Annotated in this window: 22 protein-coding genes; 20 read left to right on the forward strand and 2 right to left on the reverse strand. The window is 70.7% G+C overall.

All coding sequences use genetic code 11. From position 1 onward, the window contains the following. Positions 1–74: 74 nt before the first annotated feature. The 10 genes from AB0D44_RS07235 (at position 75) to AB0D44_RS07280 (ending at position 11122) form a co-directional block, all read left to right on the forward strand. Complete coding sequence (locus AB0D44_RS07235) at positions 75–1367, forward strand: extracellular solute-binding protein (RefSeq protein WP_362585678.1); 1293 nt, start codon at positions 75–77, stop codon at positions 1365–1367. A gap of 76 nt (positions 1368–1443) precedes the next feature. Then, positions 1444–2349 carry a sugar ABC transporter permease gene (locus tag AB0D44_RS07240; RefSeq protein ID WP_362585826.1) on the forward strand — a complete coding sequence of 302 codons (906 nt, stop codon included), beginning with the start codon at positions 1444–1446 and terminating at the stop codon, positions 2347–2349. Continuing rightward, positions 2346–3176, forward strand: coding sequence for a carbohydrate ABC transporter permease (locus tag AB0D44_RS07245; RefSeq protein ID WP_362585681.1), 831 nt, complete (start codon positions 2346–2348; stop codon positions 3174–3176). Before AB0D44_RS07240 ends, AB0D44_RS07245 begins: the two co-directional genes overlap by 4 nt. Before the next feature lie 69 nt (positions 3177–3245). Next, complete coding sequence (locus AB0D44_RS07250; protein WP_362585683.1) at positions 3246–4589, forward strand: glycoside hydrolase; 1344 nt, start codon at positions 3246–3248, stop codon at positions 4587–4589. Positions 4590–4618: 29 nt separating this feature from the next. Continuing rightward, entirely contained in the window at positions 4619–5821 is a 1203-nt protein-coding gene (locus tag AB0D44_RS07255; RefSeq protein WP_362585686.1) for an endo-1,4-beta-xylanase, read from the forward strand. Then, the gene (locus AB0D44_RS07260; protein WP_362585689.1) at positions 5818–6864 is read left to right on the forward strand and encodes a Gfo/Idh/MocA family oxidoreductase; all 1047 of its coding nucleotides are present in this window, start codon (positions 5818–5820) and stop codon (positions 6862–6864) included. Before AB0D44_RS07255 ends, AB0D44_RS07260 begins: the two co-directional genes overlap by 4 nt. After that, entirely contained in the window at positions 6861–7721 is an 861-nt protein-coding gene (locus AB0D44_RS07265; protein WP_362585691.1) for a PmoA family protein, read from the forward strand. The genes AB0D44_RS07260 and AB0D44_RS07265 overlap by 4 nt, the downstream gene beginning before the upstream one ends. Further along, positions 7673–8461: a cupin gene (locus AB0D44_RS07270; RefSeq protein WP_362585694.1), complete on the forward strand. Its 789-nt coding sequence runs from the start codon at positions 7673–7675 to the stop codon at positions 8459–8461. Before AB0D44_RS07265 ends, AB0D44_RS07270 begins: the two co-directional genes overlap by 49 nt. Continuing rightward, complete coding sequence (locus AB0D44_RS07275; RefSeq protein ID WP_362585696.1) at positions 8461–9933, forward strand: non-reducing end alpha-L-arabinofuranosidase family hydrolase; 1473 nt, start codon at positions 8461–8463, stop codon at positions 9931–9933. Before AB0D44_RS07270 ends, AB0D44_RS07275 begins: the two co-directional genes overlap by 1 nt. A 79-nt stretch (positions 9934–10012) precedes the next feature. Then, on the forward strand, positions 10013–11122 hold the full coding sequence (locus tag AB0D44_RS07280) for a ricin-type beta-trefoil lectin domain protein (protein WP_362585699.1): 1110 nt from the start codon (positions 10013–10015) through the stop codon (positions 11120–11122). Positions 11123–11184: 62 nt separating this feature from the next. On the opposite strand, the gene AB0D44_RS07285 is transcribed toward AB0D44_RS07280, so the two are convergent. Then, positions 11185–12396 carry an ROK family transcriptional regulator gene (locus AB0D44_RS07285; protein WP_362585701.1) on the reverse strand — a complete coding sequence of 404 codons (1212 nt, stop codon included), beginning with the start codon at positions 12394–12396 and terminating at the stop codon, positions 11185–11187. Positions 12397–12404: 8 nt separating this feature from the next. Beyond that, the gene (xylB, locus tag AB0D44_RS07290) at positions 12405–13835 is read right to left on the reverse strand and encodes a xylulokinase (protein WP_362585704.1); all 1431 of its coding nucleotides are present in this window, start codon (positions 13833–13835) and stop codon (positions 12405–12407) included. A gap of 93 nt (positions 13836–13928) precedes the next feature. Between xylB and xylA the strand changes: the two genes are divergently transcribed. The 10 genes from xylA to AB0D44_RS07340 all read left to right on the forward strand — a co-directional run bounded on the left by xylA (position 13929) and on the right by AB0D44_RS07340 (position 25930). Further along, on the forward strand, positions 13929–15101 hold the full coding sequence (gene xylA, locus AB0D44_RS07295) for a xylose isomerase (RefSeq protein WP_362585707.1): 1173 nt from the start codon (positions 13929–13931) through the stop codon (positions 15099–15101). A 262-nt stretch (positions 15102–15363) separates the two neighbouring features. Further along, the gene (locus AB0D44_RS07300) at positions 15364–16269 is read left to right on the forward strand and encodes an expansin EXLX1 family cellulose-binding protein (protein WP_362585710.1); all 906 of its coding nucleotides are present in this window, start codon (positions 15364–15366) and stop codon (positions 16267–16269) included. A gap of 124 nt (positions 16270–16393) precedes the next feature. Further along, the gene (locus tag AB0D44_RS07305; RefSeq protein ID WP_362585713.1) at positions 16394–16927 is read left to right on the forward strand and encodes a SigE family RNA polymerase sigma factor; all 534 of its coding nucleotides are present in this window, start codon (positions 16394–16396) and stop codon (positions 16925–16927) included. Next, positions 16924–17721: a hypothetical protein gene (locus tag AB0D44_RS07310; protein WP_362585715.1), complete on the forward strand. Its 798-nt coding sequence runs from the start codon at positions 16924–16926 to the stop codon at positions 17719–17721. Before AB0D44_RS07305 ends, AB0D44_RS07310 begins: the two co-directional genes overlap by 4 nt. A 372-nt stretch (positions 17722–18093) precedes the next feature. Further along, positions 18094–19086 (forward strand): LacI family DNA-binding transcriptional regulator, encoded by a 993-nt coding sequence (locus AB0D44_RS07315; RefSeq protein WP_362585829.1) that lies wholly within the window; start codon positions 18094–18096, stop codon positions 19084–19086. Positions 19087–19358: 272 nt separating this feature from the next. After that, complete coding sequence (locus AB0D44_RS07320; RefSeq protein ID WP_362585718.1) at positions 19359–20342, forward strand: ABC transporter substrate-binding protein; 984 nt, start codon at positions 19359–19361, stop codon at positions 20340–20342. Between the two features lie 180 nt (positions 20343–20522). After that, a complete protein-coding gene (locus tag AB0D44_RS07325) occupies positions 20523–22058 on the forward strand; it encodes a sugar ABC transporter ATP-binding protein (protein WP_362585720.1) in 1536 nt (511 codons plus the stop codon). Beyond that, positions 22055–23101, forward strand: coding sequence for an ABC transporter permease (locus AB0D44_RS07330; protein ID WP_362585723.1), 1047 nt, complete (start codon positions 22055–22057; stop codon positions 23099–23101). The genes AB0D44_RS07325 and AB0D44_RS07330 overlap by 4 nt, the downstream gene beginning before the upstream one ends. After that, positions 23098–24072 carry a galactofuranose ABC transporter, permease protein YjfF gene (yjfF, locus tag AB0D44_RS07335; RefSeq protein ID WP_362585726.1) on the forward strand — a complete coding sequence of 325 codons (975 nt, stop codon included), beginning with the start codon at positions 23098–23100 and terminating at the stop codon, positions 24070–24072. Before AB0D44_RS07330 ends, yjfF begins: the two co-directional genes overlap by 4 nt. Before the next feature lie 103 nt (positions 24073–24175). Beyond that, positions 24176–25930: a ribulokinase gene (locus AB0D44_RS07340; protein ID WP_362585729.1), complete on the forward strand. Its 1755-nt coding sequence runs from the start codon at positions 24176–24178 to the stop codon at positions 25928–25930. The last annotated feature ends 1 nt before the right edge of the window (position 25931 follow it).

A 25931-nucleotide genomic window follows, 5' to 3' on the forward strand; every position in this document is an offset into this window, starting at 1 on the left:
TGTGGCAGCACGAATTCGAGAATGTTACGAAACATTTTCGGAGTCGAACCGGCATTCCCCACACCGGAGGTCCCATGGCCAGCACACCCCCGAGCCGACGAAGCTTCCTGGCGCTCTCGGGCCTGACCGCTCTGTCCGTCTCGCTGACCGCGGCTTGCGGCGGCGGGGACTCCGGCTCGGGGTCGGCGGCCGACGGCGAGGTGACCTTCGCGTGGTGGAACATCGCCACGACGGAACCGGGCAAGTCCCTCTTCCCACAGATCTCCTCGGCGTTCACGGCCGCCCGCCCGAACATCACCATCAAGACGACCTCGTTGGAGAACGAGGCGTTCAAGTCCAAGCTGACGGCCACCACTTCGTCGGGCAAGCTCCCCGACGTCTTCCAGACATGGGGCGGCGGCGTTCTGCGGCAGCAGGTGGACGCGGGACTGGTCGAGGACCTCACCGACGCGTTCGGCTGGGCGTCCGACCTCACCCCCGTCTCGCTGCAGGCCTATCAGTTCGAGGGCCGGACCTACGCGGTGCCCTACGACGTCGGCATGGTCGGCTTCTGGTACAACAAGAAGCTCTTCGCCAAGGCCGGAATCACCGCTCCGCCGGCCACCTGGGCCGAGCTCCTCGAAGACGTCAAGAAGCTCAAGGCAGCGGGCGTCACTCCGATCGCCCTCGCGGGCAAGGAAAAATGGCCGGGCCACTACTACTGGGCCTACCTCGCGATGCGCGTCGCAGGCCTCCCCGCGCTGCAACAGGCCGCGATTACCAAGGACTTCACGGGCGCCGGCTTCGTCCAGGCGGGCACCCACCTCAGGGAGCTGGTCGACCTCCAGCCGTTCCAGACGGGCTTCCTCGGCGCCGGCTACGCCACCCCCGGCGGCCAGGCCGCGACCATGGGCAACGGCAAGGCCGCCATGGAGCTGATGGGGCAGTGGGGGCCGTCGGTCCAGAAGGACACGGGCGCCGACCTCGGAGCTGACCTGGGCTTCTTCCCCTTCCCGACGGTCGCCGGCGGCGTCGGCCGGGCCACCGACGTGTTCGGCGGTGGCGGTGGCTTCGCGCTGCGCAAGGGCGCGCCGAAGGAGGCGCTGGAGTTCCTGAAGTTCTTCGTTCTGGAGAACGAGTCCAAGCTGCTGGCCTCCAACGGCTACCTGCCGGTGGTCAAGGGCGCGGAGAGCCAGCTCGCCGACGCCAACAGGAAGGTGGTGGCGGACAGCCTGGTCAAGGCGACGGGCTTCCAGCTCTTCCTCGACCAGGCCTACCCGCCGGCGGTCGGCCAGGAAGTCAACGACAGCGTCGCCGACCTCATCGCGGGCAAGAAGACGCCCGAGCAGGTCACCACGTCGATCACCGAGGCTGCGAAGGGTGCCTAGCGCCGTGTCCACGCTGACCGAGGAGCGGACGCAGGGCGCCCTGCCGGCGGGCCCGCCCGCCCCGGCACCCTCGCCCCTGCGCGGGTTGCACCGCTGGGCGTCGGTCGCCTGGTTCCTCGTCCCGGCGCTGGTCCTCTTCCTCGTCTTCGTCCTCGCCCCGATCGCCGTCGCCGTCTACACCGGCTTCTTCAAGTGGGGCGGGACCGGCCCCATGGACGACTTCGTCGGCTTCGAGAACTACGCCAAGCTGTTCGACGACCATGTCTTCCTCGGCGATCTGGAGCGCGGGCTGTACCTGATCGTCCTGTCGATCACCGTGCAGTTGCCGTTTGCGCTGTTCACCGCGGTCCTGCTCAACCAGAGGCTGCGCGGCAGGGCCGTCTACCGGATGCTCTTCTTCGCGCCGTACATCCTGTCCGAGGTGGTCACGGCGGTCCTCTTCACGATGATCTTCCTTCCCGGTGCCGGCATGGCCGACCATCTCGCCGACGCCCTCGGCCTGGAGGGGCCGCGGGGGAAGTGGCTCGCCGATCCCTCGACGGTCATGCCGACCCTGTTCGTGGTCATGACCTGGAAGTACTTCGGCTTCCACATGATGCTCTTCCTCGCCGGGCTGCAGAGCATCCCGGGCGAGATCCTCGAGGCCGCCTCCATCGACGGCGCCGGCGTCTGGCAGCGCTTCCGGCACGTGACGCTGCCGCTGCTCGGCCCGACGGTCCGGATCAGCGCCTTCCTTTCGATCATCGGGGCCATCCAGCTCTTCGACCTCGTCTGGGTCATGACCGCGGGCGGGCCCAACCACTCCTCCGAGACGATGGCGATCTCGATGTTCCAGTTCGGGTTCAAGCGCTACCAGGTCGGCTACGCCAGTGCGATCAGCGTGGTGCTGTTCATGATCAGCCTGGTCTTCTCCCTCTTCTACCAGCGTTACGTGCTCCGCCGTGACCTGAGCGGGGCCGTCACCTCCGGAGGTGGCCGATGAACGCCCGCAAGGCGGCGCGAGGCCTGTCGCTGCACTCCGTGGTCTGGCTGATCGGCGCGTTCGTCGTCGTGCCGCTGGCCTACGCGGTGATCTCCGGGTTCAAGAGCACCGGCGAGCTGACGACCAACCCGTTCGGACTGCCCCAGCACTGGAAGAGCGGCAACTACACCGGCATCCTCGGCGACGGCATGTTCTGGCGGCAGATCGCCAACAGCGCGGGCATTGCCATCGGCACGACGTGCTGCACGGTGGCGGCGTCCGCGATGGCGGCGTTCGCACTGGCCCGCTACGCCTTCCGGGGCAGGGAGCTGTTCTACACGCTGTTCACGATCGGGCTCATGTTCCCGTTCGCCGTGGCCGTCTTGCCGCTGTTCCTGCTGTTGCGCACCTTCGACCTGCTCGACAACCCGCTCGGAGTGATCCTCCCGCAGGCGGCCTTCGGGCTCCCCATGACGATCATCATTCTGCGGGGCTTCTTCCGGACCATCCCGGCGGAGGTCGAGGAGGCGGCCGTCATGGACGGCTGCGGCAAGTTCCGCTTCTTCTGGAAGATCTTGCTGCCGATGGCGCGTCCGGCGCTCGGCACGGTGTCGGTGCTGGCGATCGTCGCGAGCTGGAACAACTTCTTCCTGCCGCTGCTGGTGTTCAACGACCCGAAATGGCAGACGATCCCGGTCGGAGTCCAGCAGTTCCAGGGCCAGTACTCGACCGACTACGCGCTCGTCCTCGCCTACATCGTGCTCGCCATGGTCCCCGCCCTCGCGTTCTACGCCGTCGCCGAGCGGCAGCTGATCGGCGGCCTTGCGGCGGGCGCCACCAAGGGCTGAACCGTCCCGCGCGACCTCCACCCCCGAGGAGACGTTGTGAAACACCTGACCGCACTGACGTGCGCCATTTTGTTAGCGCTAACATCCCCAGCCCTGGCCGCCCCCGGGCGAGACGGCATCGACTTCCGCGCCGCGCTCCAGCCCATCGACGGATTCGGCTTCTCGATGGCCTTCCAGCGGGCCGACCTGCTGCACGGCGCGCGCGGTCTCAGCCCGGCCAAGCAGCGCGAGGTGCTCGACCTGCTGCTCAGCAAGGACAAGGGCGCGGGCCTTTCGATCCTGCGCCTGGGCATCGGGTCGTCGACCGACAGGGTCTACGACCACATGCCGACGATCCTGCCGGCCGATCCCGGCGGGCCGGACGCCACGCCGAACTACGTCTGGGACGGCTGGGACGGCGGCCAGGTCTGGCTCGCGAAGGAGGCCAAGGCCTACGGCGTCACACGGTTCTTCGCCGACGCCTGGAGCGCCCCGGCCTTCATGAAGACCAACGGAAGCGAGAACGACGGCGGCGAACTACGGCCCGAGTGGCGACAGGCCTACGCGAACTACCTCGTCCAGTACGCGAAGTTCTACCGGCAGGAAGGCATCGGGATCACCGACCTGGGATTCACCAACGAACCCGACTGGACGGCGTCCTACGCCTCGATGCGGTTCACCCCGCAGCAGGCCGTCGACTTCCTCAAGGTGCTCGGGCCGACCGTTCGCACCTCCGGACTGAAGACGGGGGTGGTCTGCTGCGACGCCGCGGGCTGGGACCGGCAGGTCGCCTACACCGAGGCCATCGAGGCGGACGCCGCCGCCGGCAAGGCCGTGCGGACCATCACCGGCCACCGCTACAGCGGTCCGACCGCGGTCCCGCAGCCGACCGACAAGCGCGTGTGGATGTCGGAATGGTCCCCGGACGGCGCCACCTGGAACGAGAACTGGGACGACGGCAGCGGCTACGACGGTCTCACCGTCGCGGCCGACATCCAGAACACCCTGACCGCCGGTAACGGCAATGCCTACGTCTACTGGACCGGCGCGTCCCTCGGCGCGACCCGGGGGCTCATCCAGCTCGCCAACCCCGGCGACGACTACCGGGTGTCCAAGCGGTACTGGGCGCTGGCCGCCTTCAGCCGGTTCATCCGCCCCGGCGCCGTCCGCGTGCCGGTCACCAACGCCGACCAGGCACTCAAGATCACGGCCTTCCGCAACGCCGACGGCAGCCGCGTGATCGAAATCCTCAACACCGCGACCACCGAAAGCACCGCCGCATTCTCTCTTCGCGGCGGGCACGACCGGCACCCCGACGGCTACATCACCGACGAAACCCGCTCGATCACCCCGGCGGACATCGTCTCCACGCACGGCACGACCCTCACGGCGACTCTCGCCCCGCGCGCGCTGACCACGATCGTCCTCGACTGAACCGCCCCTTCCCCGAGGAGAAGCCCGCCATGTCCCAGCCCCTGTCCCGGTCCCTGTCCCGGTCCCTGTCCCAGCCCCTGTCCCAGCCCCTGTCCCAGCCCCTGTCCCAGCCCCTGTCCCAGCCCCTGTCCCAGCCCCTGTCCCAGCCCCTGTCCCAGCCCCTGTCCCGGTCCCTCTCCCGGTCCCTCTCCCTGCCCTTGTCCCGGATTCTCACCGCCCTGTCCGCCGCCATCTGCCTCACGGCCGGTCTCGCCACCGCACCCGCAGCCGCCGACCCCCGTCCCCGTACGCTCGGCGAACTGGCCGAGAAGCACCACAAGTACTTCGGCTCCGCCACCGACAACCCAGAGTTCACCGACGCCGCCTACCTGGAGCTCCTCGGCAGCGAATTCGGCCAGACCACCCCCGGCAACGCCATGAAGTGGTACGCCACCGAGCCCGAGCGGGGCGTCTTCGACTTCACCGCCGCCGACGAGGTCGTCGCGTTCGCCAAGGCCCACCACCAGAAGGTCCGCGGCCACACCCTCGTGTGGCACAACCAGCTCCCCGCCTGGCTCACCGAGGGCACCTGGAGCGCCGACGAGCTGCGCGCCATCCTCAAGAACCACATCCAGACGGTGGTCCGGCACTTCAAGGGCCAGGTGATCCACTGGGACGTCGTCAACGAGGCCTTCAACGAGGACGGCACCTACCGCGAGTCGCTCTTCTACAAGACGCTCGGCCCCGGCTACATCGCCGACGCCCTGCGCTGGGCCCACGAGGCCGACCGGCACGCCAAGCTGTACCTCAACGACTACAACGTCGACGGGATCGGCCCCAAGAGCGACGCCTATCACACCCTGATCAAGCAGTTGAAGACCGACGGCGTCCCGGTGGAGGGCTTCGGCATCCAGGGCCATCTGGCGCTCCAGTACGGCTTCCCCGCCGACGTCCAGCAGAACCTGCAGCGCTTCGCCGACCTCGGGGTCGAGGTCGCGATCACCGAGCTCGACATCCGGATGAACCTCCCCGCGACTCCGCAGAAGCTCGCCACCCAGGCCACCTGGTACGCCGACTACGTCAAGGCCTGCCTGGCGGTCAGGAAATGCGTCGGCGTCACCATCTGGGACTACACGGACAAGTACTCGTGGATCCCCTCCGTCTTCCCCGGCGAGGGCGCAGCGCTGCCCTACGACGAGAACCTGCTGCCGAAGCCCGCCTACCACGCGATCAGGCAGGTGCTGGGCGGATGATAAAAGCGGCGATCGTCGGAACGGGCGGGATCGCGGGCACCTGCCACGTTCCCGCGCTGCGCGCGCAGGCCCACCGGGCCCTGATCGTGGCAGCCGTCGACGTGGACGCCGCGCGCGCCGAGGCGTTCGCGGCCGAACACGGCATCCCCGCGGTCTACACCGACCTCCCCACGATGCTCGAGGAGCAGGGGCCGGACCTCGTGCACCTGTGCACGCCTCCGTTCCTGCACGCCGAGCAGGCCGTGGCCTGCCTGGAGGCGCAAGCGTGGGTGTGGTGCGAGAAGCCGGTGGCCCTGTCGCTGGCCGAGCTCGACCGGATCCGCGGCGCCGAGGGGCCCGCCGTCGCGGGCGCGGTGTTCCAGCACAGGTACGGCTCGGGTGCCCGGTACCTGAGCGACCGGATCGCGGCCGGGACGCTGGGCCGTCCGCTCGTCGCGCAGTGCGTCACGGCGTGGTACCGCGACGACGCCTACTACGACGTGCCGTGGCGCGGTACCTGGGCGAGCGAGGGCGGTGGTCCGACGCTGGGCCACGGCATCCACCAGATGGATCTGATGCTCGCGGTGCTCGGCGAATGGGCCGAGGTACGCGCGATGGCCGGCCGCCTCGAGCGCGACGTCCAGACCGAGGACGTGTCCGCGGCCCTGGTCCGGTTCGAGGGCGGAGCCATCGCGACGGTCGTCAACAGCGTTCTCTCCCCGCGCGAGGAGAGCTACCTGCGGTTCGATCTCACCGACACCACGGTCGAGCTGCGGCATCTGTACGGCTACTCCAACGCGGACTGGACGTTCACCACCAGGTCGTCCGGCGTGAAGTGGGAGCCGCCGGACGACCTGCCCAGCTCGCACACGGCCCAGCTCGCGGCCTTCCTGGACGGCTACGAGACGGGGATCCGGCCTGACCTCGGCAGGCCCACCATGGAACTGGTCACCGCCTTGTACAAGGCGGCGATCACCGGCCTGCCGGTCCGGCGCGGAGAGATCGACGAAGCCGACCCGTTCTACGGCTCCCTCAACGGAGGGCGCCCGGAGGTCTTCCGATGACCTTCGAACTCCTGGAGAACGAGGACTCGTTGACCGTCCGGGCTTGCGACGTCGACCTCTTCCGGTACGTGCACCGGCCGGTGATGGACCCCTTCGAGGCGCCGAAGCCCTACCTGCATCCGGTACGCACGCTCGCGGGCGACGTGGTCACCGGCTACCGGCCGCACGACCACCGCTGGCACAAGGGCATCCAGATCACGGCGTCGTGGGTTTCGGGGCAGAACTTCTGGGGCGGCGGCACCTACCTGCGCGGCCGGGGCTACGTGGACCTGCCGAACCTCGGCACGATGCGCAGCCTCACCGTGTCCGCCGAAACGGGTCACGGCCGCGCCGTGATCACCGAAGCCCTGGCCTGGCACACGAGGGCGGGGGAGCACTGGATCGACGAGCGCCGCACGCTGACCGCACACGACGTCGGGGCCGGCTTCTGGACCCTGGACGTCACCACCGCGCTGACCAACGTCCGCGACAGCGACCTGATGTTCGGCAGCCCCGGTACGCAGGGCAGAAAGCTCGCCGGATACTCCGGCCTGTTCTGGCGCGGCCCGCGCGAGTTCACCGGAGGCGACGTGGTCGGCCCCGCGATGGGCGAGCAGGGGGACTGGCTGGCTTTCACCGGCACCCACGACGAGGTCGACCGCTCCTCCACGCTCCTGTTCCTGGACGATCCGGACGCCCCCGGCCACTGGTTCGTCCGCAGTGAGCCCATTCCCGCCGTCAACCCCTCCCTGGCGTTCGACAGGGAACTGCCGCTGGCCCCGGGCGACACCCTGGCGCGCCGCTACCGGATCGTCGTGGCCGACGGAGCATGGACTCCCGGGCGCCTGTCCCGCCATACCGCGGAACACCCGTGGTGACCCCGCTCCCCGGCGGCGTGGGGATCTCCGGGCTGACCGTGTACGACTGGGAGGCCGCCGACGGGCTGTGCGGCGGCACACCCCACATGCACCTGGTCTGCTCCGAGGCCTACGTCGTCATCGGCGGCGCGGGCAGCGTCCAGACCCTCACCACCTCCGGCTTCGCCGACACCCCGCTGCTGCCCGGCGACGTCGTCTGGTTCACCCCCGGCACGGTCCACCGCCTCGTCAACGACGGCGGCCTGCGCCTCGTGGTGCTCATGCAGAACAGCGGGCTCCCCGAGGCGGGCGACGCCGTCTTCACCTTCCCTGCTCCGCTGCTGGCCGATCCCCACGCCTACCGGAAGGCGGCAGCCCTGACCGGCGACCATGCCACGGCAGCGCGCCGCCGCCGCGACCTGGCGCTCGAGGGTTTCCTGGCCTTGCGCAAAGGCGGGCTGCCGGAATTCCACACCGCGGCCCACCGCCTGAAAGGCGAGCTCCTGGACGCCTGGTGGATCCGCTGGCGTGACGGACCCCTGGCCGCAGCCCTCACGACCGGCCGCCAGCTGGAACGGCTGAAGGCCGGAGACCTCACTCACCTCGACCACGGCGCAGTGTCACGACTGGAGCGCCCGGAGCGCCGGCTCTTCGGCATGTGCGGCCTCCTTCACCCCTATCCCGTCCCCGGCCCCCCGACACGGCCGCTTCGCGGTTCGTCGGGGTCACCTCACCCCCGCCCCCCAAAGGAGCCCTTCTGATGCGGTTTCGCCATCCACCCCTGGTCCTGGGTCTCGTACTCGCGGTCCTGTCGTCCTTGCTGCTCGGAGTCTCCCTCCTCGGCGCCCCGCCCGCCGCCGCGGCGACGGTCGACCCCAACGCCTCGTATGTGCTGGTCAACCGCAACAGCGGCAAGGCCCTGGACGTCTACAACCTGGCGACCGGCGACGGCGCCCGCATCACCCAGTGGACCAGGAACGACCAGAACCAGCAGCAGTGGCAGTTCGTCGACTCCGGCGGCGGCTACTACCGCATCAAGTCCCGCCACTCCGGCAAGGTGCTGGACGTGCAGAACAGGTCGACCGCGAACGGTGGCCCGATCGTCCAGTGGAGCGACCTGAACGCCACCAACCAGCAGTGGCGGCCGGCCGACAGTTCGGACGGCTACGTCAGGCTCATCGCGCGCCACAGCAACAAGGCCCTCGAAGTGCAGGGCGCCTCGACCGTCGACAACGCGAACATCGTCCAGTACGACGACTGGGGCGGCGCCAACCAGCAGTGGCAGCTCGTCAAGGTCGGTGGCGGCAACCCCGGGACGTGCGCTCTTCCCTCGGCGTACCGCTGGACGTCAACGGGCGCGCTCGCGCAGCCCAAGGCGGGATGGGCCTCGCTCAAGGACTTCACCGTCGCCCCCCACAACGGCAAGCACCTCGTCTATGCGACGACGCACGGCGCCGCGGGAACCGGAGCGGGCTGGGGTTCGATGAACTTCACCCCGTTCACCACCTGGTCGGAGATGGCCTCGGCCGGCCAGAACACGATGTCGAGTTCCGTCGTGGCGCCCACGCTCTTCTACTTCGCGCCGAAGAACATCTGGGTGCTCGCCTACCAGTGGGGCAAGACCGCCTTCTCCTACCGGACGTCGAGCGACCCCACCAACCCGAACGGCTGGTCAGCGGAGCAGGAGCTCTTCTCCGGAAGCATCCCCGGCCCCGGAACGGGACCCATCGACCAGACGCTCATCGGTGACGGGACGAACATGTACCTGTTCTTCGCCGGTGACAACGGCAAGATCTACCGGGCCAGCATGCCGATCGGGAACTTCCCGGGCAGTTTCGGCTCGACCTACACGACGATCATGAGCGATACGACGAACAACCTGTTCGAAGCCCCGCAGGTCTACAAGCTTCAGGGCCAGGACCGCTACCTCATGCTCGTCGAGGCGATCGGCTCGCAGGGCCGCTACTTCCGCTCGTTCACGGCCACCAGCCTGAACGGCTCGTGGACCCCCCAGGCCGCGACCGAGAGCAACCCCTTCGCCGGCAAGGCCAACAGCGGCGCCACGTGGACCAACGACATCAGCCACGGCGAACTGCTGCGCACCGGCGCCGATCAGACCTTCACCGTCGACCCCTGCAACCTGCAGTTCCTCTACCAGGGACGCGACCCCAACTCCGGCGGGGACTACGGTCTGTGGCCCTACCGGCCAGGTCTGCTGACACTGCGGCGCTGAGGCCCCGACACGTTCCGGCACGACGGAACGGCGTTCAGTCCCTTTGATCGATCCCTCACTCGCAGAAGAGGACGCCTGCATGAGAAAGCCTTGGCTTCTCCCCCTGATCATGGTCGTCGCTGCCGCGTTCGCGGTGGCGGCGGCTGGTACGCCCCCCGCCTCCGCCGCCTCGGCCACGCCCCTGCGGGTCATGCCGCTGGGCGACTCCATCACCTGGGGTGTGGGAAGCAGTACGGGCAACGGCTACCGGGGTCCGTTGCGGGACAAGCTCGCGGCGGACGGCCATCCGGTGGACTTCGTCGGCACGTTGCGGGGCGGTTCCATGTCCGACCCCGACAACGAAGGCCACTCCGGATACCGCATCGACCAGATCGCCGCACTCGCCGACGCCTCGCTGACCCGCTACCGGCCCAACGTCGTGACACTGGAGATCGGTACCAACGACCTCAACGGGAACCACCTGCCCTCCACCGCCGGCGCCCGGTTGAAGTCGCTGGTCAACCAGATCACCGCCGCCGCCCCCGACGCAACCGTCCTCGTGGCCTCCCTGGTCGTGTCCACCAGCGGCACGGTGGAGCAGTACCGTGCCGCGTACAACCAGGCCGTCTCCCGCATCGTGGGCGAGGCCCAGGCCGCGGGCAAGCGCGTCGCGTACGTGGACATGAGCGGCCTGACCACGGCCGACCTGGCCGACGCCCTGCATCCCAATGACGCGGGCTACCAGAAGATGGCAGCCGCCTTCCACCGCGGCATCCGGGCCGCGGACAGCGCCGGGTGGCTGAGGAGCCCGGCCCCCGCGGCCGCACGCGTGGAGTCCGGCACCACCGGCAAGTGCCTGGACGTCAAGGGCGCCACCACGGCCGACGGGACCGCTGTCCAGATCTGGGGCTGCAGCAGCGGCAGCGTCAACCAGCTCTGGTCCGCCTACACCGACGGCACCCTGCGCTCCATGGGCAAGTGCCTCGACGCCGTCGGCGGGGGCACCGCCAACGGCACCAAGGTGCAGATCTGGGCCTGCCACGGCGGCTCCAACCAGGTCTGGCAGCCCTACAACGGCGGCTACCGCAACCCCGCCTCCGGCCGCTGCCTCGACGACCCGGGCTTCGCCTCAGCCGACGGCACGCAGCTCCACCTGTGGGACTGCCACGGCGGATCCAACCAGAAGTGGACCGCTCTGACCGCCGGATGACCCCGCCCCCGGGACCTGAGCTCCTTCCGGGCTCCGGTCCCGGGAAGCCGGGAACACGATCATCAGCGGACCGGCAGGCGGGTGGGATCGGCGATGATCCGTCGGACGGTCGACCATGCCGCGCCCAGTACCGGTCCGCGCCGCCCCAGGGCGGAGGGCCGTACCGCCTCCGGGGGCCAGGGCCGGACGATGACCCGGGCGGCCAGTTCGGCACGTATCGACGGGAGGAGCCAGTCGGCGAGTTCGGCGTAGGCGCCGCCCAGAACGAGGCCGTCCGGGTCGATCAGGTTCACCGCCGAGGCGAGGGCGAGGCCCAGGGCCCGTCCGGCACGGTCCAGGGCGCGCAGGGTCGACGGGTCCCCGGCGCCTGCCCGCTCGGCCAACAGGGCCACGGGGTCGCCGATGCATTCCAGCCCGGCCTCGCGCAGCACGGCCGCTTCGCCCGCGTACTGCTCCAGGCAGCCGCGTGCCCCGCAGGCGCAGCGGGCGCCCCCGGGGTGGACGGGCAGGTGGCCGAGTTCCCCTGCGAAGCCGCGGGCGCCCCGGAACAACTGGCCGCCGACGACCAGTGCGGCGCCGATTCCGGCCTCGGCGGAGACGTGTACGAAGGTCTCCGAGGGGCGCCCCCCGTGCCACTGCTCGGCGAGCGCCCCCAGGTTCGCCTCGTTCTCCGGCTCGGGCACGGTGTCGGGTTCGGGCCAGTGGTCCGCGGGGCGGACTGCCTGCCAGCCGAGGTTGGGCGCGTTCGCGACCAGCCCGCCCGGCTCGTTCGGGACCACCCCCGGCACGGCCAGGACGCGGCCCTCGACGCGCAGGCCGAGGGCGGCGGCCTCGGACTCCGCCTCGGCGCCCAGCGCGGCGGCCTCCGCCAGCACCTGCCCGGGCGGCCGGCCCGCATTGGCCCGCTCCACCCGACGCCACACCCGGGCTTGACCGCGCAGGTCAACGACACACGCGGCGAGATGGGTGACGCCGATCTCCAGGCCGAGGCCCGCGGGACCCCGATCGCTGAGGGCCAGTGCCCGTCCGGGGCGGCCGACCCGCCCGGTGGGGGCGGTGTCCGTCTCGGTCAGCGCTCCGCGAGCGATGAGCTCGTCGACCATGGAGGAGACGGCCGGCCTGGTCAGGCCCGTGTGCCCGGCGACGTCCGCCCGGGAGAGCGGGCCGTGCGCGGCGACCGCGCCGATCACCACGGCGAGGTTCTGCCGACGCATCCCCTGCTGCGAGGCGGGCGCGGCCTGCACGGCCCCGCTCGCCCTGCCCGTCCCGGACATCGACCCTCCTATCGCTCTCCGGGCGGGACCTCCTGCAACGCCCGCGCCCGCCGCAGCGTACTGGTGATCCGTTCGAGCGTGTCGTCGTCACGGGCCACGGGTTCCAGCACCCGGCCCTCGGCGGTCCGCCAGCGCCGGGCAACGGCGTCGGCTGCCTCACCCGTGAGCAGTGCGGCGGCCTGGGCGGCGGCCCCCAGCGCGACCGGTTCGCGGGCCGAGGGCACCTGGACCGCTCGGCCGGACAGCCGCAGGACGGTCTGCTGCCAGGCCCTGCCGCCGGCTCCGCCGCCGATCAGCAGCAGCGGTTCGTCGCGGGCGGGGTTCTCGCCTCCGGCACGCAGCACGTCGTCGAGGGCCGCGAGCAGGGCGTGGGCGGCGCCGTCATAGGCGGCCTGGAGCAGCTGTCCCGGCGTAGTGTCGTGGCGCAGGCCGTGGACCAGGCCGGAGGCGCCGGGAAGGTTCGGAGTGCGTTCGCCGTCCAGATGGGGGAGCACCACCACGGTGCCGCCGCCCTCGACGTCCTCGCGGCCGCGGCCGACGAGGGCGGCGAAGCGGTCGACGGCGAGGGTGCAGTTGAGGGTGCAGGCGAGCGGCAGCCAGCCGCCGAGGGCATCGGCGAAACCGGCGACGGTTCCGCTCGGGTCGGCGGGCCTGGTCCGGCCGACGGCGTAGACGGTGCCGGAGGTGCCGAGGCTCAGCACCGGACGTCCGGGGGTCAGGCCCAGCCCGAGGGCGGCGGCCATGTTGTCACCGGTCCCGGCGGCCACCAGCGCGCCCTCGCGCAGTGGCATCCCGGCCCGGACGACGCCCGCCCGGGCGCCCGGCGGCAGGACGTGCGGCAGCAGCCGGGGGTCGAGGCCGATCAGGCCGAGGACGTCCTGGTCGTAGCCGTCCGGGCCCCACCATCCGGTTCCCGACGCGTCACCGCGGTCCGTCACCGCCTCACCGGTCAGCCGCTCCGCCAGAAAGTCGTGGGGTAGCCGGACCGCTGCGGTGCGGTCGGCGGCGGCAGGCTCGTTCGCGCGCAGCCAGGCCCATTTGGCGGCCGTGAAGGCGGCCGTCGGGACGCTTCCGGTGCGGCGGGCGAGCTCTGCCGGGCCGAACGCGGCTGCGAGTTCGGCGGCCTGCGGGGCGGAGCGCACGTCGCTCCACAGCAGCGCCGGTCGCACCGGCCGGCCCGCCGGGTCGAGGGTGACCAGGCCGTGCTGCTGGCCGGCGATCGAGCACGCGGCGGCGCGATCCGCCCAGCCGGTGCGGGCCATGGCCTCGCCGAGCGCCCGCCACCACAGTTCGGGGTCGCTCTCGCGTCCGGCGCCCGCACTGACGGCGTGCGCGGCGCGGCCTTCGCCCAGGACGGCGCCGCTTTCCAGGTCGACGGCGAGGGCCTTGGTGGACTGGGTCGAGCTGTCGACACCGATCACGACACGCTGTGCAGCCATGCGTTCCTCCGGCGGGGTTCCTTCTGGCGTCTCGGCATACTAATTTGTTTTGCGTCATTACAAATAGCCCTCGGCCCTGATCCGGAGCGCCTCATGACCAGCGACCCGCTCGTCCCCACTCCCGCGCACAGGTTCACCTTCGGCCTGTGGACCGTCGGCTGGCAGGGCCGGGACCCCTTCGGCGACGCCACCCGACCCGCCCTCGACCCGGTCGAGACGGTCCAGCGGCTGGCCGAACTCGGCGCCTACGGCGTCACGTTCCACGATGACGACCTGATGCCCTTCGCCGCCGGCGACACCGCGCGCGAGCAGGCGGTCAAGCGCTTCCGCTCCGCACTCGACACGGCCGGGCTGAAAGTGCCGATGGCCACCACCAACCTCTTCACCCACCCGGTGTTCAAGGACGGTGCTTTCACCGCCAACGACCGGGACGTGCGCCGGTACGCGCTGCGCAAGACGATCCGCAACATCGACCTGGCCGTGGAACTCGGAGCCCGCGTCTACGTCGCCTGGGGCGGCCGCGAGGGTGCGGAGTCGGGTGCGGCCAAAGACGTGCGCACCGCCCTCGACCGGTTGAAGGAGGCCTTCGACCTGCTGGGCGAGTACGTCGAGAACCAGGGGTACGACCTGCGCTTCGCCATCGAGCCCAAGCCCAACGAGCCGCGCGGCGACATCCTGCTGCCCACCATCGGCCACGCCCTGGCGTTCATCAACGAGTTGGACCGGCCCGAGCGGGTCGGCCTCAACCCGGAGGTCGGCCATGAGCAGATGGCCGGGCTGAACTTCCCGCACGGCATCGCCCAGGCCCTGTGGCACGGCAAGCTGTTCCACATCGACCTCAACGGTCAGTCCGGCATCAAGTACGACCAGGACCTGCGCTTCGGCGCGGGCGACCTGCGCCAGTCCTTCTGGCTGGTGGACCTGCTGGAGTCGGCCGGCTACGACGGCCCCCGCCACTTCGACTTCAAGCCCCCGCGCACCGAGGACTCCGCCGGTGTCTGGGCCTCGGCGGCCGCCTGTATGCGCAACTACCTGCTCCTGGCGCAGCGTTCCCGCGCCTTCCGCGCCGATCCGGAGGTCCAGGCCGCGCTCGCCGCCTCCCGGGTGCCCGAACTCGCCCTCCCCACAGCCGAGGACGGCCTGGCCGGGCTCCTGGCAGACCGGTCCGCCTTCGACGAGTTCGACGTCGGGGCCGCCGCCGGCCGCGGCATGGCTTTCGAACAGCTGGACCAGCTCGCCCTCGAGCACCTCGTCGGCGCCCGCTGAGCCGGTCTCCGCACGAGCCGGGCCGTGATGGTGACCGGCCCGGCTGCGTCACCTACGCCATGCCGTAGCCGTAGCCGTAGCCGTAGCCGTAGCCGTAGCCGTAGCCGTAGCCCCGGCCGCGTGCCGTGCGGGCCCTGGGGGGAAACCGTCGGCAACCTTTTCGCATGCTGCGGCGACCAGGGAGTGCACCTCGACTCCCATCCTCGAACGGACGGACATGCACACTGCACGGCAGGCCGCGCGGCAGCGCAGACGCAGACTGATGACGGTAACGACGGTATCGGCGGTGACGCTGGCCGCCGTGGGCGCCCTCGTCTGCGTCTGCCTGGTGACGGCCATGCTCCCCGGCCCCAAGGCCGGGGCCCGGACCGACGTGGCCGCACCGGCCGTCACCCACACGGGGGCTGCGCCCTCGGCCCCGACGAGCCCTGCGCCCCCGACGGACAGCCCGCCTGCCGCGGGAACCCCGACCGCGGCCGGCGGTACGACCACAGCGGCGCCCCAGCGTTCGGTGAAGGAGCCCTCACCGTCGGCGTCCACCCCGGCGCCGTCGGCAGGACGCATCCGGCCCGGGACCACCTACAAGGGCATCGCCACCGCCTACGCCGCCGGCGACGGCAACGGCGCCTGCCTGCTCGGCCCGAGCGACGACCTCATGATCGCGGCGATGAACACCACCGACTACGAGTCGTCCAGGGCGTGCGGCGCGTACGTGAGCGTCCGCGCCGCGAACGGAGCCTCGATCACGGTCCGGATCACCAACGAATGCCCCCTTCCCTGCGCACCCGGGCAACTGGACCTCAGCGAACAGGCCTTCGCGAAACTGGCCGATCCCAGGCTCGGCCGTATCCCGATCACCTGGAGCCTGCTGAGCCCCCGCACGTCCGGCACGCTCTCCATCCGGTACAAGACCGGGTCCAGCCCCCACTGGTGCGGCATCCAGGTGATCGACCACCGCAATCCGGTCGCGGGGCTGGAGGTACGCACTGCCAAGGGCTGGCGGAGACTTCCCCGTACCGACTACAACCACTTCCTCTCCGCCGACGGCAGCGGGTGCGGCAGCGCGATGAGGATCACCGACCTCTACGGAGAGCAGCTGACGGTCGACGGGACCGCGCTGCTGCCGAACGTCGCACAACCGACCCGCGTCCAGTTCGCCCCGCACTGAAACCGCACCGCGGCCGGGTGGGCGGGGGTGCGGCGCACCGTGGCACCTGGACCGATCGACGAGCACTGGTACGCTGCCGACCGGATGTTAACGCACACATTTTCGGAGGGGGCGACCGACGGACATGGTCCTCGATGACGCGTCCGCGGAGTTCCACGACTTCTTCGAACGCCACTACGCCGAACTGGCCCGGTTCGCCCACCTCCTGACGGGCGAGACGGACGGTGCCGACGATCTGGCCGCGGACGCCCTGATCGCCCTGTGGCAGCGCTGGGACCGGCTGCGCCAGGCCGAGTACCCGCTCGCCTACGCCCGTGGCGTGGTCGCCAACCTGGCACGGTCACGGATCCGCAGCGCGGTGCGCGAGCGCCGCCGGATCGCCCTGTTCTGGTCGCGCGGTGCGGAGCCGCTGGACGGCCCCGACGTGGCCGCCGTGGTGGACGTGCGCACCGCTCTCGCCCGGTTGCCGTTCCGGAAGCGGACGTGCGTGGTCCTGCGGCACGCCTTCGACCTGTCGGAGAAGGACACCGCTCTGGCACTGGGAATATCGGTCGGTACGGTGAAGAGCCAGACCTCGAAGGGGATGGCCGAACTGGAACGGATGCTGGGCACCACGGGAGCAGCCGGCGAACTGTTGGCGGGGAGGAGGAACCGTTGAACGAGGAGCTCACCGGGCGGCTGCGCACAGCCGCCGAGGCCCACCAGCCCGACCGCGCCCGGATCCTGGCGCGCGTGGAACGCGGCACGTCCGACGCCCCCGCCCGCCACGGCGAGTCCTCAGGCGCGAGGCCCTGGCTCAGGGTGGCGCTCGCCTCCCTCGCCACGGCCGGCGTCCTGGCGGTCGGCGGTTTTGCCGCCGCCGCCATCGTCCAGTCCCCGCCCGCCCGGCCGCACGTCTCGGTCACCCCAGCCGCGCCGTCCGCGACCGGGTCTCCGCACGCGACGCCGTCGGCGCCGGCCACCGGCGGCCCGCCCGCGCCGGACCGCTCGTCGTCGACGAGCCCCAGCCCTGCCGCGGCAGGTGGCGCGGGCCCGGCCCGGCCCGGCAGCGCGCAGGTCCAGGACGGGCCTCTGTCGTCGGCCGGTGCCCTGGACGCAAGCAGCAACGCCTATTGGGCGCAGAGCAACCTCACCCTCAAGGCCACCCAGCCGCTCACCACACTCACCGTGGAACTGCGCATCACCCAGACCGGCGGAGTGCAGAGCACCGGCAGCTGGCGGACGCTGCCCGCCGACGACTTCACCGTCACCGTGCAGCACGAGGGCACGGGAGTGGTCTATCGCTGGATTCTCAAGCCGGGCCGTACGGTCCCCGCCGGTCAGCATGTCTTCGCCGGCCAGTACAACCACGCCGCCGGCGAGCGCGAGATCGAGCACGACGGCTACCGCGTCGACGCCAAGGGTCCCCGCGGAGCCCTTTCGGTCCGCGGTGGCTTCACCCCGGCACGGTGAGGCCGTGCCCGTAGCCTGATCGAAGCCACCCGGGACTGCGGCGCGGCCTCGAACAGCCACCGCTCCTCGCCGAGCATGGATGGCCTCGATCCGGACGACCTGGACGACCCGGACGACCCGGGCAACTCGCACCACGGACACCTGTGCGGCCATTTCGTCACGCGTCCGCATCCCTGGCTGCACGCCCCTCCCGGGCGTCGGAGCGGTGGAATGTGATCGCGAACAAATACACTCTCGTGAGCACACGTGAGACAGTCGTAGTGGCTGCGCAGCCCTGTCCGGCACCGGCGGCAGTCGATCCGCGCGATATGACCGACGAGGGGGCCCTGAGTGGGAACAGCGAGCACCGAGCCGGAGTCCCGTCAGCCCGTGATGGCGGACGTGGCGCGGGTCGCGGGCGTGTCCCACCAGACCGTGTCGCGGGTGCTGAACGGCGCGCCGCACGTCCGCCCCGACACCCGGGACCGGGTGCTGGCCGCCATCCGGGAGCTGGACTACCGGCCCAACTCGGCAGCCCGCGCGCTGGTCACCCGCCGCTCCCAGACCCTCGGCGTGGTCAGTTTCGGCAGCGCGCTCTACGGGCCCGCGTCGATGCTGGACGGGATCGAGCAGGCCGCACGCAGTGCGGGGTACTTCGTCAGCGTCGCGAGCCTGCGTTCGCTGGACAGCCGTTCCGTGCAGGAGGCGGTGGACCGGCTCCGCGACCAGGGTGTGGAGGGCATCGTCGTCATCGCGCCGCAGATCTCCGCGGTGAGCGCGGTGGCGAAGGTGTCCAGCGCGGTGCCGGTGGTCGCGGTGGGGTCGGGAAGCCGGTCCCGAGTGCCGATGGTCGCCGTCGACAACGAGTCGGGCGCGCTGGCCGCCACCCGGCACCTCCTCGACCTCGGGCACGCCACGGTGCACCACGTCGCTGGCCCGCCCGGCTGGCTGGAGACCAAGACCCGGCAGGACGGCTGGCGCAAGGCCCTCGAGGCCGCCGGCGCCGAGGTGCCGTCCGTGCAGAGCGGCGACTGGAGCGCGCGGTCCGGCTACGAGGCCGGACTACGGATCGCGGAGGACCCGCTGGTCACGGCGGTCTTCTGCGCGAACGACCACATGGCCCTCGGCCTGCTCCGCGCGTTCCACGAGGCGGGCCGGGCGATTCCCGGCGACATCAGCGTGGTCGGGTTCGACGACATCCCCGAGGCCGCGTACTTCGCCCCGCCGCTGACCACCGTGCGTCAGGACTTCGGCGAGCTGGGACGACGCGCGCTCGAACTCCTGGTGGAGGAGCTGACGGGCGTCGGCCATGCCCGCAGCCATGTGCTGATCTCGCCGGAGATGGTGCTGCGCCGCAGTGCCGGCCCGGTGGCGCGCAGAGGGTAGTCGGCGGCGGCCCCTGCGCTTCACGGCCCGGTCAAGATTGGGTAACGGCGTTCCGGTCCCCTTGTACGGCTAATTGTTAGCGTTAACAATCTCCCTCAAGCGAAACGACGCCGTTACATTCCGCCGACGCGGACGACGCGGACCACGCGGACAACGCCCTGGACCGCACCGCCGCCCGCAACCACGCCGCACCGGGCGTCCGGCGTCCGGACGGTGTTCCGCCACTCCCGCGCCGGTCGGTGAGTGGTCTCCCCACCCGAGAGGAATCCCACATGTCCAAGAGAGCTGCGGCGGCCTTGGCCGTCGGCGCGATGGTCGCCGTTCTGTCCGCTTGCGGTTCCGGGGGCGGCGGCTCGGCAGAGGGCAAGGGCTCCGGTCGTCAGCTCACCGTGGGCTTCTCGCAGGTCGGCGCGGAGAGCGGGTGGCGCACGGCCAACACCAAGTCCGTCCAGGACGCGGCCAAGAAGGCCGGGATCACGCTGAAGTTCTCCGACGCCCAGCAGAAGCAGGAGAACCAGATCAAGGCCATCCGCTCGTTCATCCAGCAGAAGGTGGACGTCATCGCCTTCTCGCCGGTGGTCGAGTCGGGCTGGGACACCGTGCTCAAGGAGGCCAAGGCCGCGCACATCCCGGTCGTGCTGACGGACCGCGCGGTGGACTCCGAGGACGAGTCGCTCTACGTCTCCTTCCTCGGTTCGGACTTCGTCGAGGAGGGCAAGAAGGCCGGCGACTGGCTGGTGAAGGAGTACCAGGGCAAGAGTGACGCGGTGAACATCGTGGAGCTGCAGGGCACCACCGGCTCGGCCCCGGCCAACGACCGCAAATCGGGCTTCGCCGACGTCATCAAGACCGACCCCAAGTTCAAGATCACAGCCTCCCAGACCGGCGACTTCACGCGAGCCAAGGGCAAGGAGGTCATGCAGGCCTTCCTGAAGTCCCAGCCGCAGATCGACGTGCTCTACGCGCACAACGACGACATGGCGCTCGGCGCCATCCAGGCCATCGAGGAAGCCGGCAAGAAGCCGGGCACCGACATCAAGATCATCTCGGTGGACGGCGTCAAGGACGCCTTCACCGCGATGAGCCAGGGCAAGATCAACGTCCTCGTCGAGTGCAATCCCCTCCTCGGGGACCAACTGATGGACCTGATCAAGAAGGTCAAGGCCGGCGAGCAGGTTCCGCGCCGGATCAAGACCGAAGAGGGCGTCTTCACCCAGGACCAGGCCGCGGCCGCCCTGCCCACCCGCCAGTACTGACCGGCCCGGTGACCAAGGCCGCCCGGTTCGCGGGGGGTGGGCGGCCCCGAGCCCCCGGTCCCAGCACCCGGTCCCAGCCCCGAGTCCCGCCCGATTCCCCGGCCCCGCACACCCGGGCCCCGAACCGCCCGCCGCCCCCGAACCGGACGGCCGCGGTCCCGATCACGAGAGGAGGGGCGGATGCCCGCACACCCTGCACGGCAACCGGTCCTGGAAGCACACGGGATCCGCAAGGAGTTCCCGGGCGTGGTGGCCCTGGACGGGGTCGACTTCCGGCTCTTCCCCGGCGAAGTGCACGCGCTGATGGGTGAGAACGGCGCCGGCAAGTCCACCCTGATCAAGGTCCTCACCGGCGTCTACGAGGCGGACGACGGGGAGGTCGTGCTCGGTGGCCGGTCCGTGCGCATCGCCGGCCCGCTGCAGGCGCAGCAGGCCGGGATCAGCACGGTGTACCAGGAGGTCAACCTCTGCCCGAACCTGTCGGTGGCGGAGAACGTCTTCATCGGTCGGGAACCGCGCCGCTTCGGACTCGTCCACTGGTCCGAGATGCGCTCGCGCGCCGCACGCCTGGTCGCCGATCTCGATCTCGATATCGATGTCAGCGCCCCGCTGAACAGCTACTCGATCGCCGTCCGGCAACTGGTCGCGATCGTTCGGGCGGTGGCGGTCTCGGCCAAGGTGCTGATCCTGGACGAGCCCACGTCCAGCCTGGACCGTGAGGAGGTCCGGCAACTCTTCGCCGTCATACGCCGGTTGCGCGACCAGGGGGTGGCGATCCTGTTCGTCTCCCACTTCCTGGACCAGATCTACGAGATATGCGACCGCATGACCATCCTGCGGGGCGGCAGGCTGGAGGGCGAGTACGCCACGAGCGAGCTGAGCCAGGCAGGCCTGGTCGCCCGCATGATCGGAGGTGAACTGGCGCGTCTGGAGGAACTGTCGGGCACCACCCGCCGCGAGCCCGCCCCCGAGGCCGCAACCAGGCCGTTCCTGCGGGCCGAGGGGCTGGCGCGCAGTGGTGCGATCGAGCCGTACGACCTGACCGTTCGACCCGGCGAAGTCGTCGGCCTGGCCGGTCTGCTGGGGTCCGGCCGGACGGAGGCGGCCCGCCTCCTGTTCGGGGCCGACCGCAGTACCCGGGGCTCGGTGCGCATCGAGGACACCACCGTCACGCTGCCCACGCCGCGCGCCGCGATCTCGTACGGGATCGCCTTCTGCTCGGAGGACCGCAAGAAGGAGGGTCTCTTCGGGGAGTTGACGGTACGTGAGAACATTGTCCTCGCCCTGCAGGCGGCGCGTGGCTGGACCCGTCCGCTCTCCCGTGCCAAGCAGGAGGAGATCGCGCTGCGCTGGATCCGGTCGCTCGACATCCGCCCGGACAACCCCGAGGCGCTGGTGCGCAATCTCAGCGGGGGCAACCAGCAGAAGGTGCTGCTGGCACGCTGGCTGATCACCGACCCCAAGCTGCTGATCCTCGACGAGCCCACCCGGGGCATCGACATCGGTGCCAAGGCCGAAATCCAGAAGCTGGTGGCCGGGTTGGCCGAGGACGGCATGTCGGTGCTGTTCATCTCGGCCGAGCTGGAGGAGGTACTGCGGCTCAGCCACCGGGTGTGCGTGCTGCGGGACCGCCGGATGGTCGACGAGCTGCCCAACGACGGTTCGCTCACCCCCGAGCGCATCATGGCGACGATCGCGAGCGGGGCCCGGTCATGACCAAGCACCGTCTCTTCTGGCCCGCCGCGGTGCTCACCGCCCTGCTGCTGGCCAACGTGGTGTTCACTCCGGACTTCTTCGCGATCCGCATCAAGGACGGGCACCTGTACGGGAGCCTCATCGACATCCTCCACTTCGGCGCCCCGCTGCTCCTGGTGGCGCTGGGCATGACGCTGGTCATCGCGACCAGCGGCATCGACCTCTCGGTCGGCTCCACCGTCGCCATCGCGGGCGCGCTGGCCTGCCTGCACATCAGCGGGGCGGACGACCCGGCAAGCACCGGCACGGTGTTCGGCGCCGTCGCCATCGCCCTCGCGGTGGCACTCGTCCTGGGGCTGGTCAACGGCGTACTCGTGGCCAAGGCCGGCGTCCAGCCCATCATCGCCACCCTCATCCTGATGGTGGCCGGACGCGGCGTGGCCCAGCTGGTGACGGACGGTCAGATCCTCACGATCACCAGTGAGCCCTACAAGCTGATCGGCGGCGGCTACTGGCTCACCATGCCGTTCGCGATCCTCCTCGCCGGCGCGGTCGTGCTGCTGACCTCGCTGCTGACCCGGCGCACCGCGCTCGGGCTGCTGCTGGAGTCGGTCGGCGGCAACCCGGTGGCCGGCCGACTGGTCGGCATCCGGGCGATGGGCCTGATCTGCCTGGTCTACGTCTTCAGCGCGCTGTGCGCCGGGATCGCGGGGCTCATGATCAGCTCGAACGTCTCCAGTGCGGACGGCAACAACGCCGGGCTCTGGATCGAGCTGGACGCCATCCTGGCCGTGGTCGTCGGCGGCACCTCACTGACCGGCGGGCGGTTCTCGCTCGGCGGCACGGTGATCGGCGCGTTGATCATCCAGACCCTCTCCACCACCGTCTACACCATGGGCATTCCCCCGGAAACCACCTTGGTCTTCAAAGCCTTCGTGGTCATCGTGGTCTGCCTGGTCCAGTCACCCGCCTTCCGGGCCAAGGCCGCGCGCCACCGGGCCCGGCCCGCACGCGGCCCGAAGCCGGGCCCGGTGGCACCCGAGAACATGGAGGTGGGGGCATGAGCGCGATCGCGGCGGCCCGTGGCCGCGCGTCCCTCCCGCTGCTGGTCACGTCGGTCCTGCTGGTCTCGATGTTCAGCGCCGGATCCGTCCAGTACGACGGCTTCTTCTCCGGGCAGGTGCTGCTCAACCTGCTCATCGACAACGCCTTCCTGCTGGTGGTCGCCATCGGGATGACCTTCGTGGTGCTGACCGGAGGGATCGACCTGTCGGTCGGCGCCATGGTCGCCCTGTCCACGATGATCTCCGCCTGGCTGGTGGAACAGCACGGCTGGCCGCCGCTGCTGGTGATTCCGCTGGTCCTGGCGGTGGGGACGGGCGCCGGGCTCGCGATGGGATGGGTGATCCACTCCTTCGAGATCCAGCCGTTCATCGTGACCCTCGCCGGAATGTTCCTGGCCCGCGGCCTCTGCTACACGATCAGCATCGACTCGATCTCCCTCACCGACCCGACGTACACGGCCTTCGCCCAGACCCGGATACCGCTGCCCGGCGGCCTGTTCGTCTCGCCGAGCGTGCTGATCGCGGTCGGGGTGCTGGTGATCGCCTTCGTGGTCCTGCACCACACCCGGCTGGGCCGGAACGTGTACGCGCTGGGCGGCAGCGAGCAGTCCGCCCTGCTGATGGGCCTTCCCGTCGGGCGGACGAAGATCACCGTCTACGCCGTCAGCGGCTTCTGCTCTGCGCTCGGGGGAGTACTGCTGACCTTCTACATGCTCTCCGGCTACGGGCTGCACGCGGTGGGCCTGGAACTGGACGCCATCGCCGCCGTGGTCATCGGCGGGACGCTGCTGACCGGAGGCTCCGGGTACCTGCTCGGCACCGCGCTGGGGGTGCTCGTACTGGGCCTGATCCAGACGGTCATCAGCTTCCAGGGCACGCTCAGTTCGTGGTGGACCAGGATCGTGGTCGGCGGCCTGCTGTTCGTCTTCATCCTGCTCCAACGCCTGATCGCAGGCCGCCGCACGCCGTGATCTTCCGACGGGCAGCCCACCTTTGACGCGCCGTTTGTTAGCGCTAACGGCGCCCCGGCGACGTCCCTTACGCCCTCTCGGGCCTCCGTACGAAGGATGTGAAATGACCGTGACCCCTCCTACCCAGACCCCGGAGAGGTACGTCGTCGGTGTCGACTTCGGCACTCTCTCCGGCCGGGCCGTGGTGGTCCGCGTACGGGACGGCGAGGAGGTCGGCTCCGCCGTCCACCCGTACGCGCACGGCGTGATCGAGCACGAACTCCCCACCACCGGTGAGCTCCTGCCGCCCGACTGGGCCCTCCAGCACCCCGAGGACTGGCGCGAGGTGCTGCGCGCCGCCGTGCCCGCCGCGCTGGCCGCGAGCGGCATCGACCCGGCCACCGTCATCGGCATCGCCACCGACTTCACCGCCTGTACCGTCCTGCCCGTACGGGCCGACGGCACCCCGCTCGCCGAGACCGCGCTGGGCACGCGCCCGCACGCCTGGCCCAAGCTCTGGAAGCACCACGCCGCCCAGAGCCAGGCCGACCGCATCAACCACCTCGCCCACCTGCGAGGCGAGAAGTGGATCTCCCGCTACGGCGGCAGGATCTCCGCCGAGTGGCAGTACGCCAAGGCGCTCCAGCTGCTGGAGGAGGACCCGGACACCTACGCCGCCACCGAGCGCTGGATCGAGGCGGCCGACTGGATCGTCTGGCAGCTCGCGGGCGTCGAGACCCGCAACGCCTGCACGGCGGGATACAAGGGGATCCACCAGGACGGCCAGTACCCCAGCGAGGACTACCTCGCCGCCCTGCACCCCGACTTCGCCGACTTCGCACGCACCCGCCTGGAGCACCCGCTCTCACCCCTGGGCTCCCGGGCCGGCTGCCTCACCGCCGAGGCCGCCGCCTGGACCGGCCTGCCCGAGGGCATCGCCGTCGCCACCGGCAACGTCGACGCCCACGTCGCGGCACCCGCCGCCCAGGCCGTCGAGAACGGCCAACTCCTCGCCATCATGGGCACCTCCACCTGCCACGTCGTGAGCGGCCCCGCACTCGCCGACGTGCCGGGCATCTGCGGAGTCGTCGAAGGCGGCATCGTCGAGGGCGCCTACGGCTACGAGGCGGGGCAGAGCGCGGTCGGTGACATCTTCGCCTGGTGGCTGCGCCAGGGCGTACCCGCCGACTACCTCGCCGAGGCCGACACCACCGGTGAGGACCTGCACCAGCTGCTCTCCCGCAAGATCGCCGACCAGCCCGTCGGCGGCCACGGCCTGGTGGCCCTCGACTGGATGAACGGCAACCGCTCCACGCTGGTCGACCACCACCTCTCCGGCGTCATCGTCGGCCTCACCCTCGCCACCCGTCCCGAGGAGATCTACCGCGCCCTGCTGGAAGCCACCGCCTTCGGCACCCGCACCATCGTGGACGCCCTGGAGCAGGGCGGCGTACCCGTCACCGAGTTCATCGTGACCGGCGGGCTGAAGAAGAACCCCCTGCTCATGCAGATCTACGCCGACGTGCTGCGCCGCCCCGTCTCCCTCGCCGAGTCCGCCCAGGGTCCCGCCCTCGGCTCCGCCATCCACGCCGCCGTCGCCGCCGGAGCGCACCCGGACGTACGTACCGCGGCCGCCGCCATGGGCCGGGTGCGGCGCGGCGCCTACCAGCCGGACACCGCGCGCGCCGATGCGTACGACCGTCTCTACGCCGAGTACCGCGCCCTGCACGACCACTTCGGCGCCGGCCCCGACAAGCTCCTCCATCGCCTCCGTGCCCTGCGCAACGCGGCGCTGACCGCCCGCCGAGCCGACCCGAATGCCGACCCGAACGCCGACCCGAACGCCGCCCCGGCCGCAGCCCACAAGAGCGAGGTCTGAC

The organism is Streptomyces sp. NPDC048349, from assembly GCF_040651925.1.
Lineage (GTDB): Bacteria > Actinomycetota > Actinomycetes > Streptomycetales > Streptomycetaceae > Streptomyces.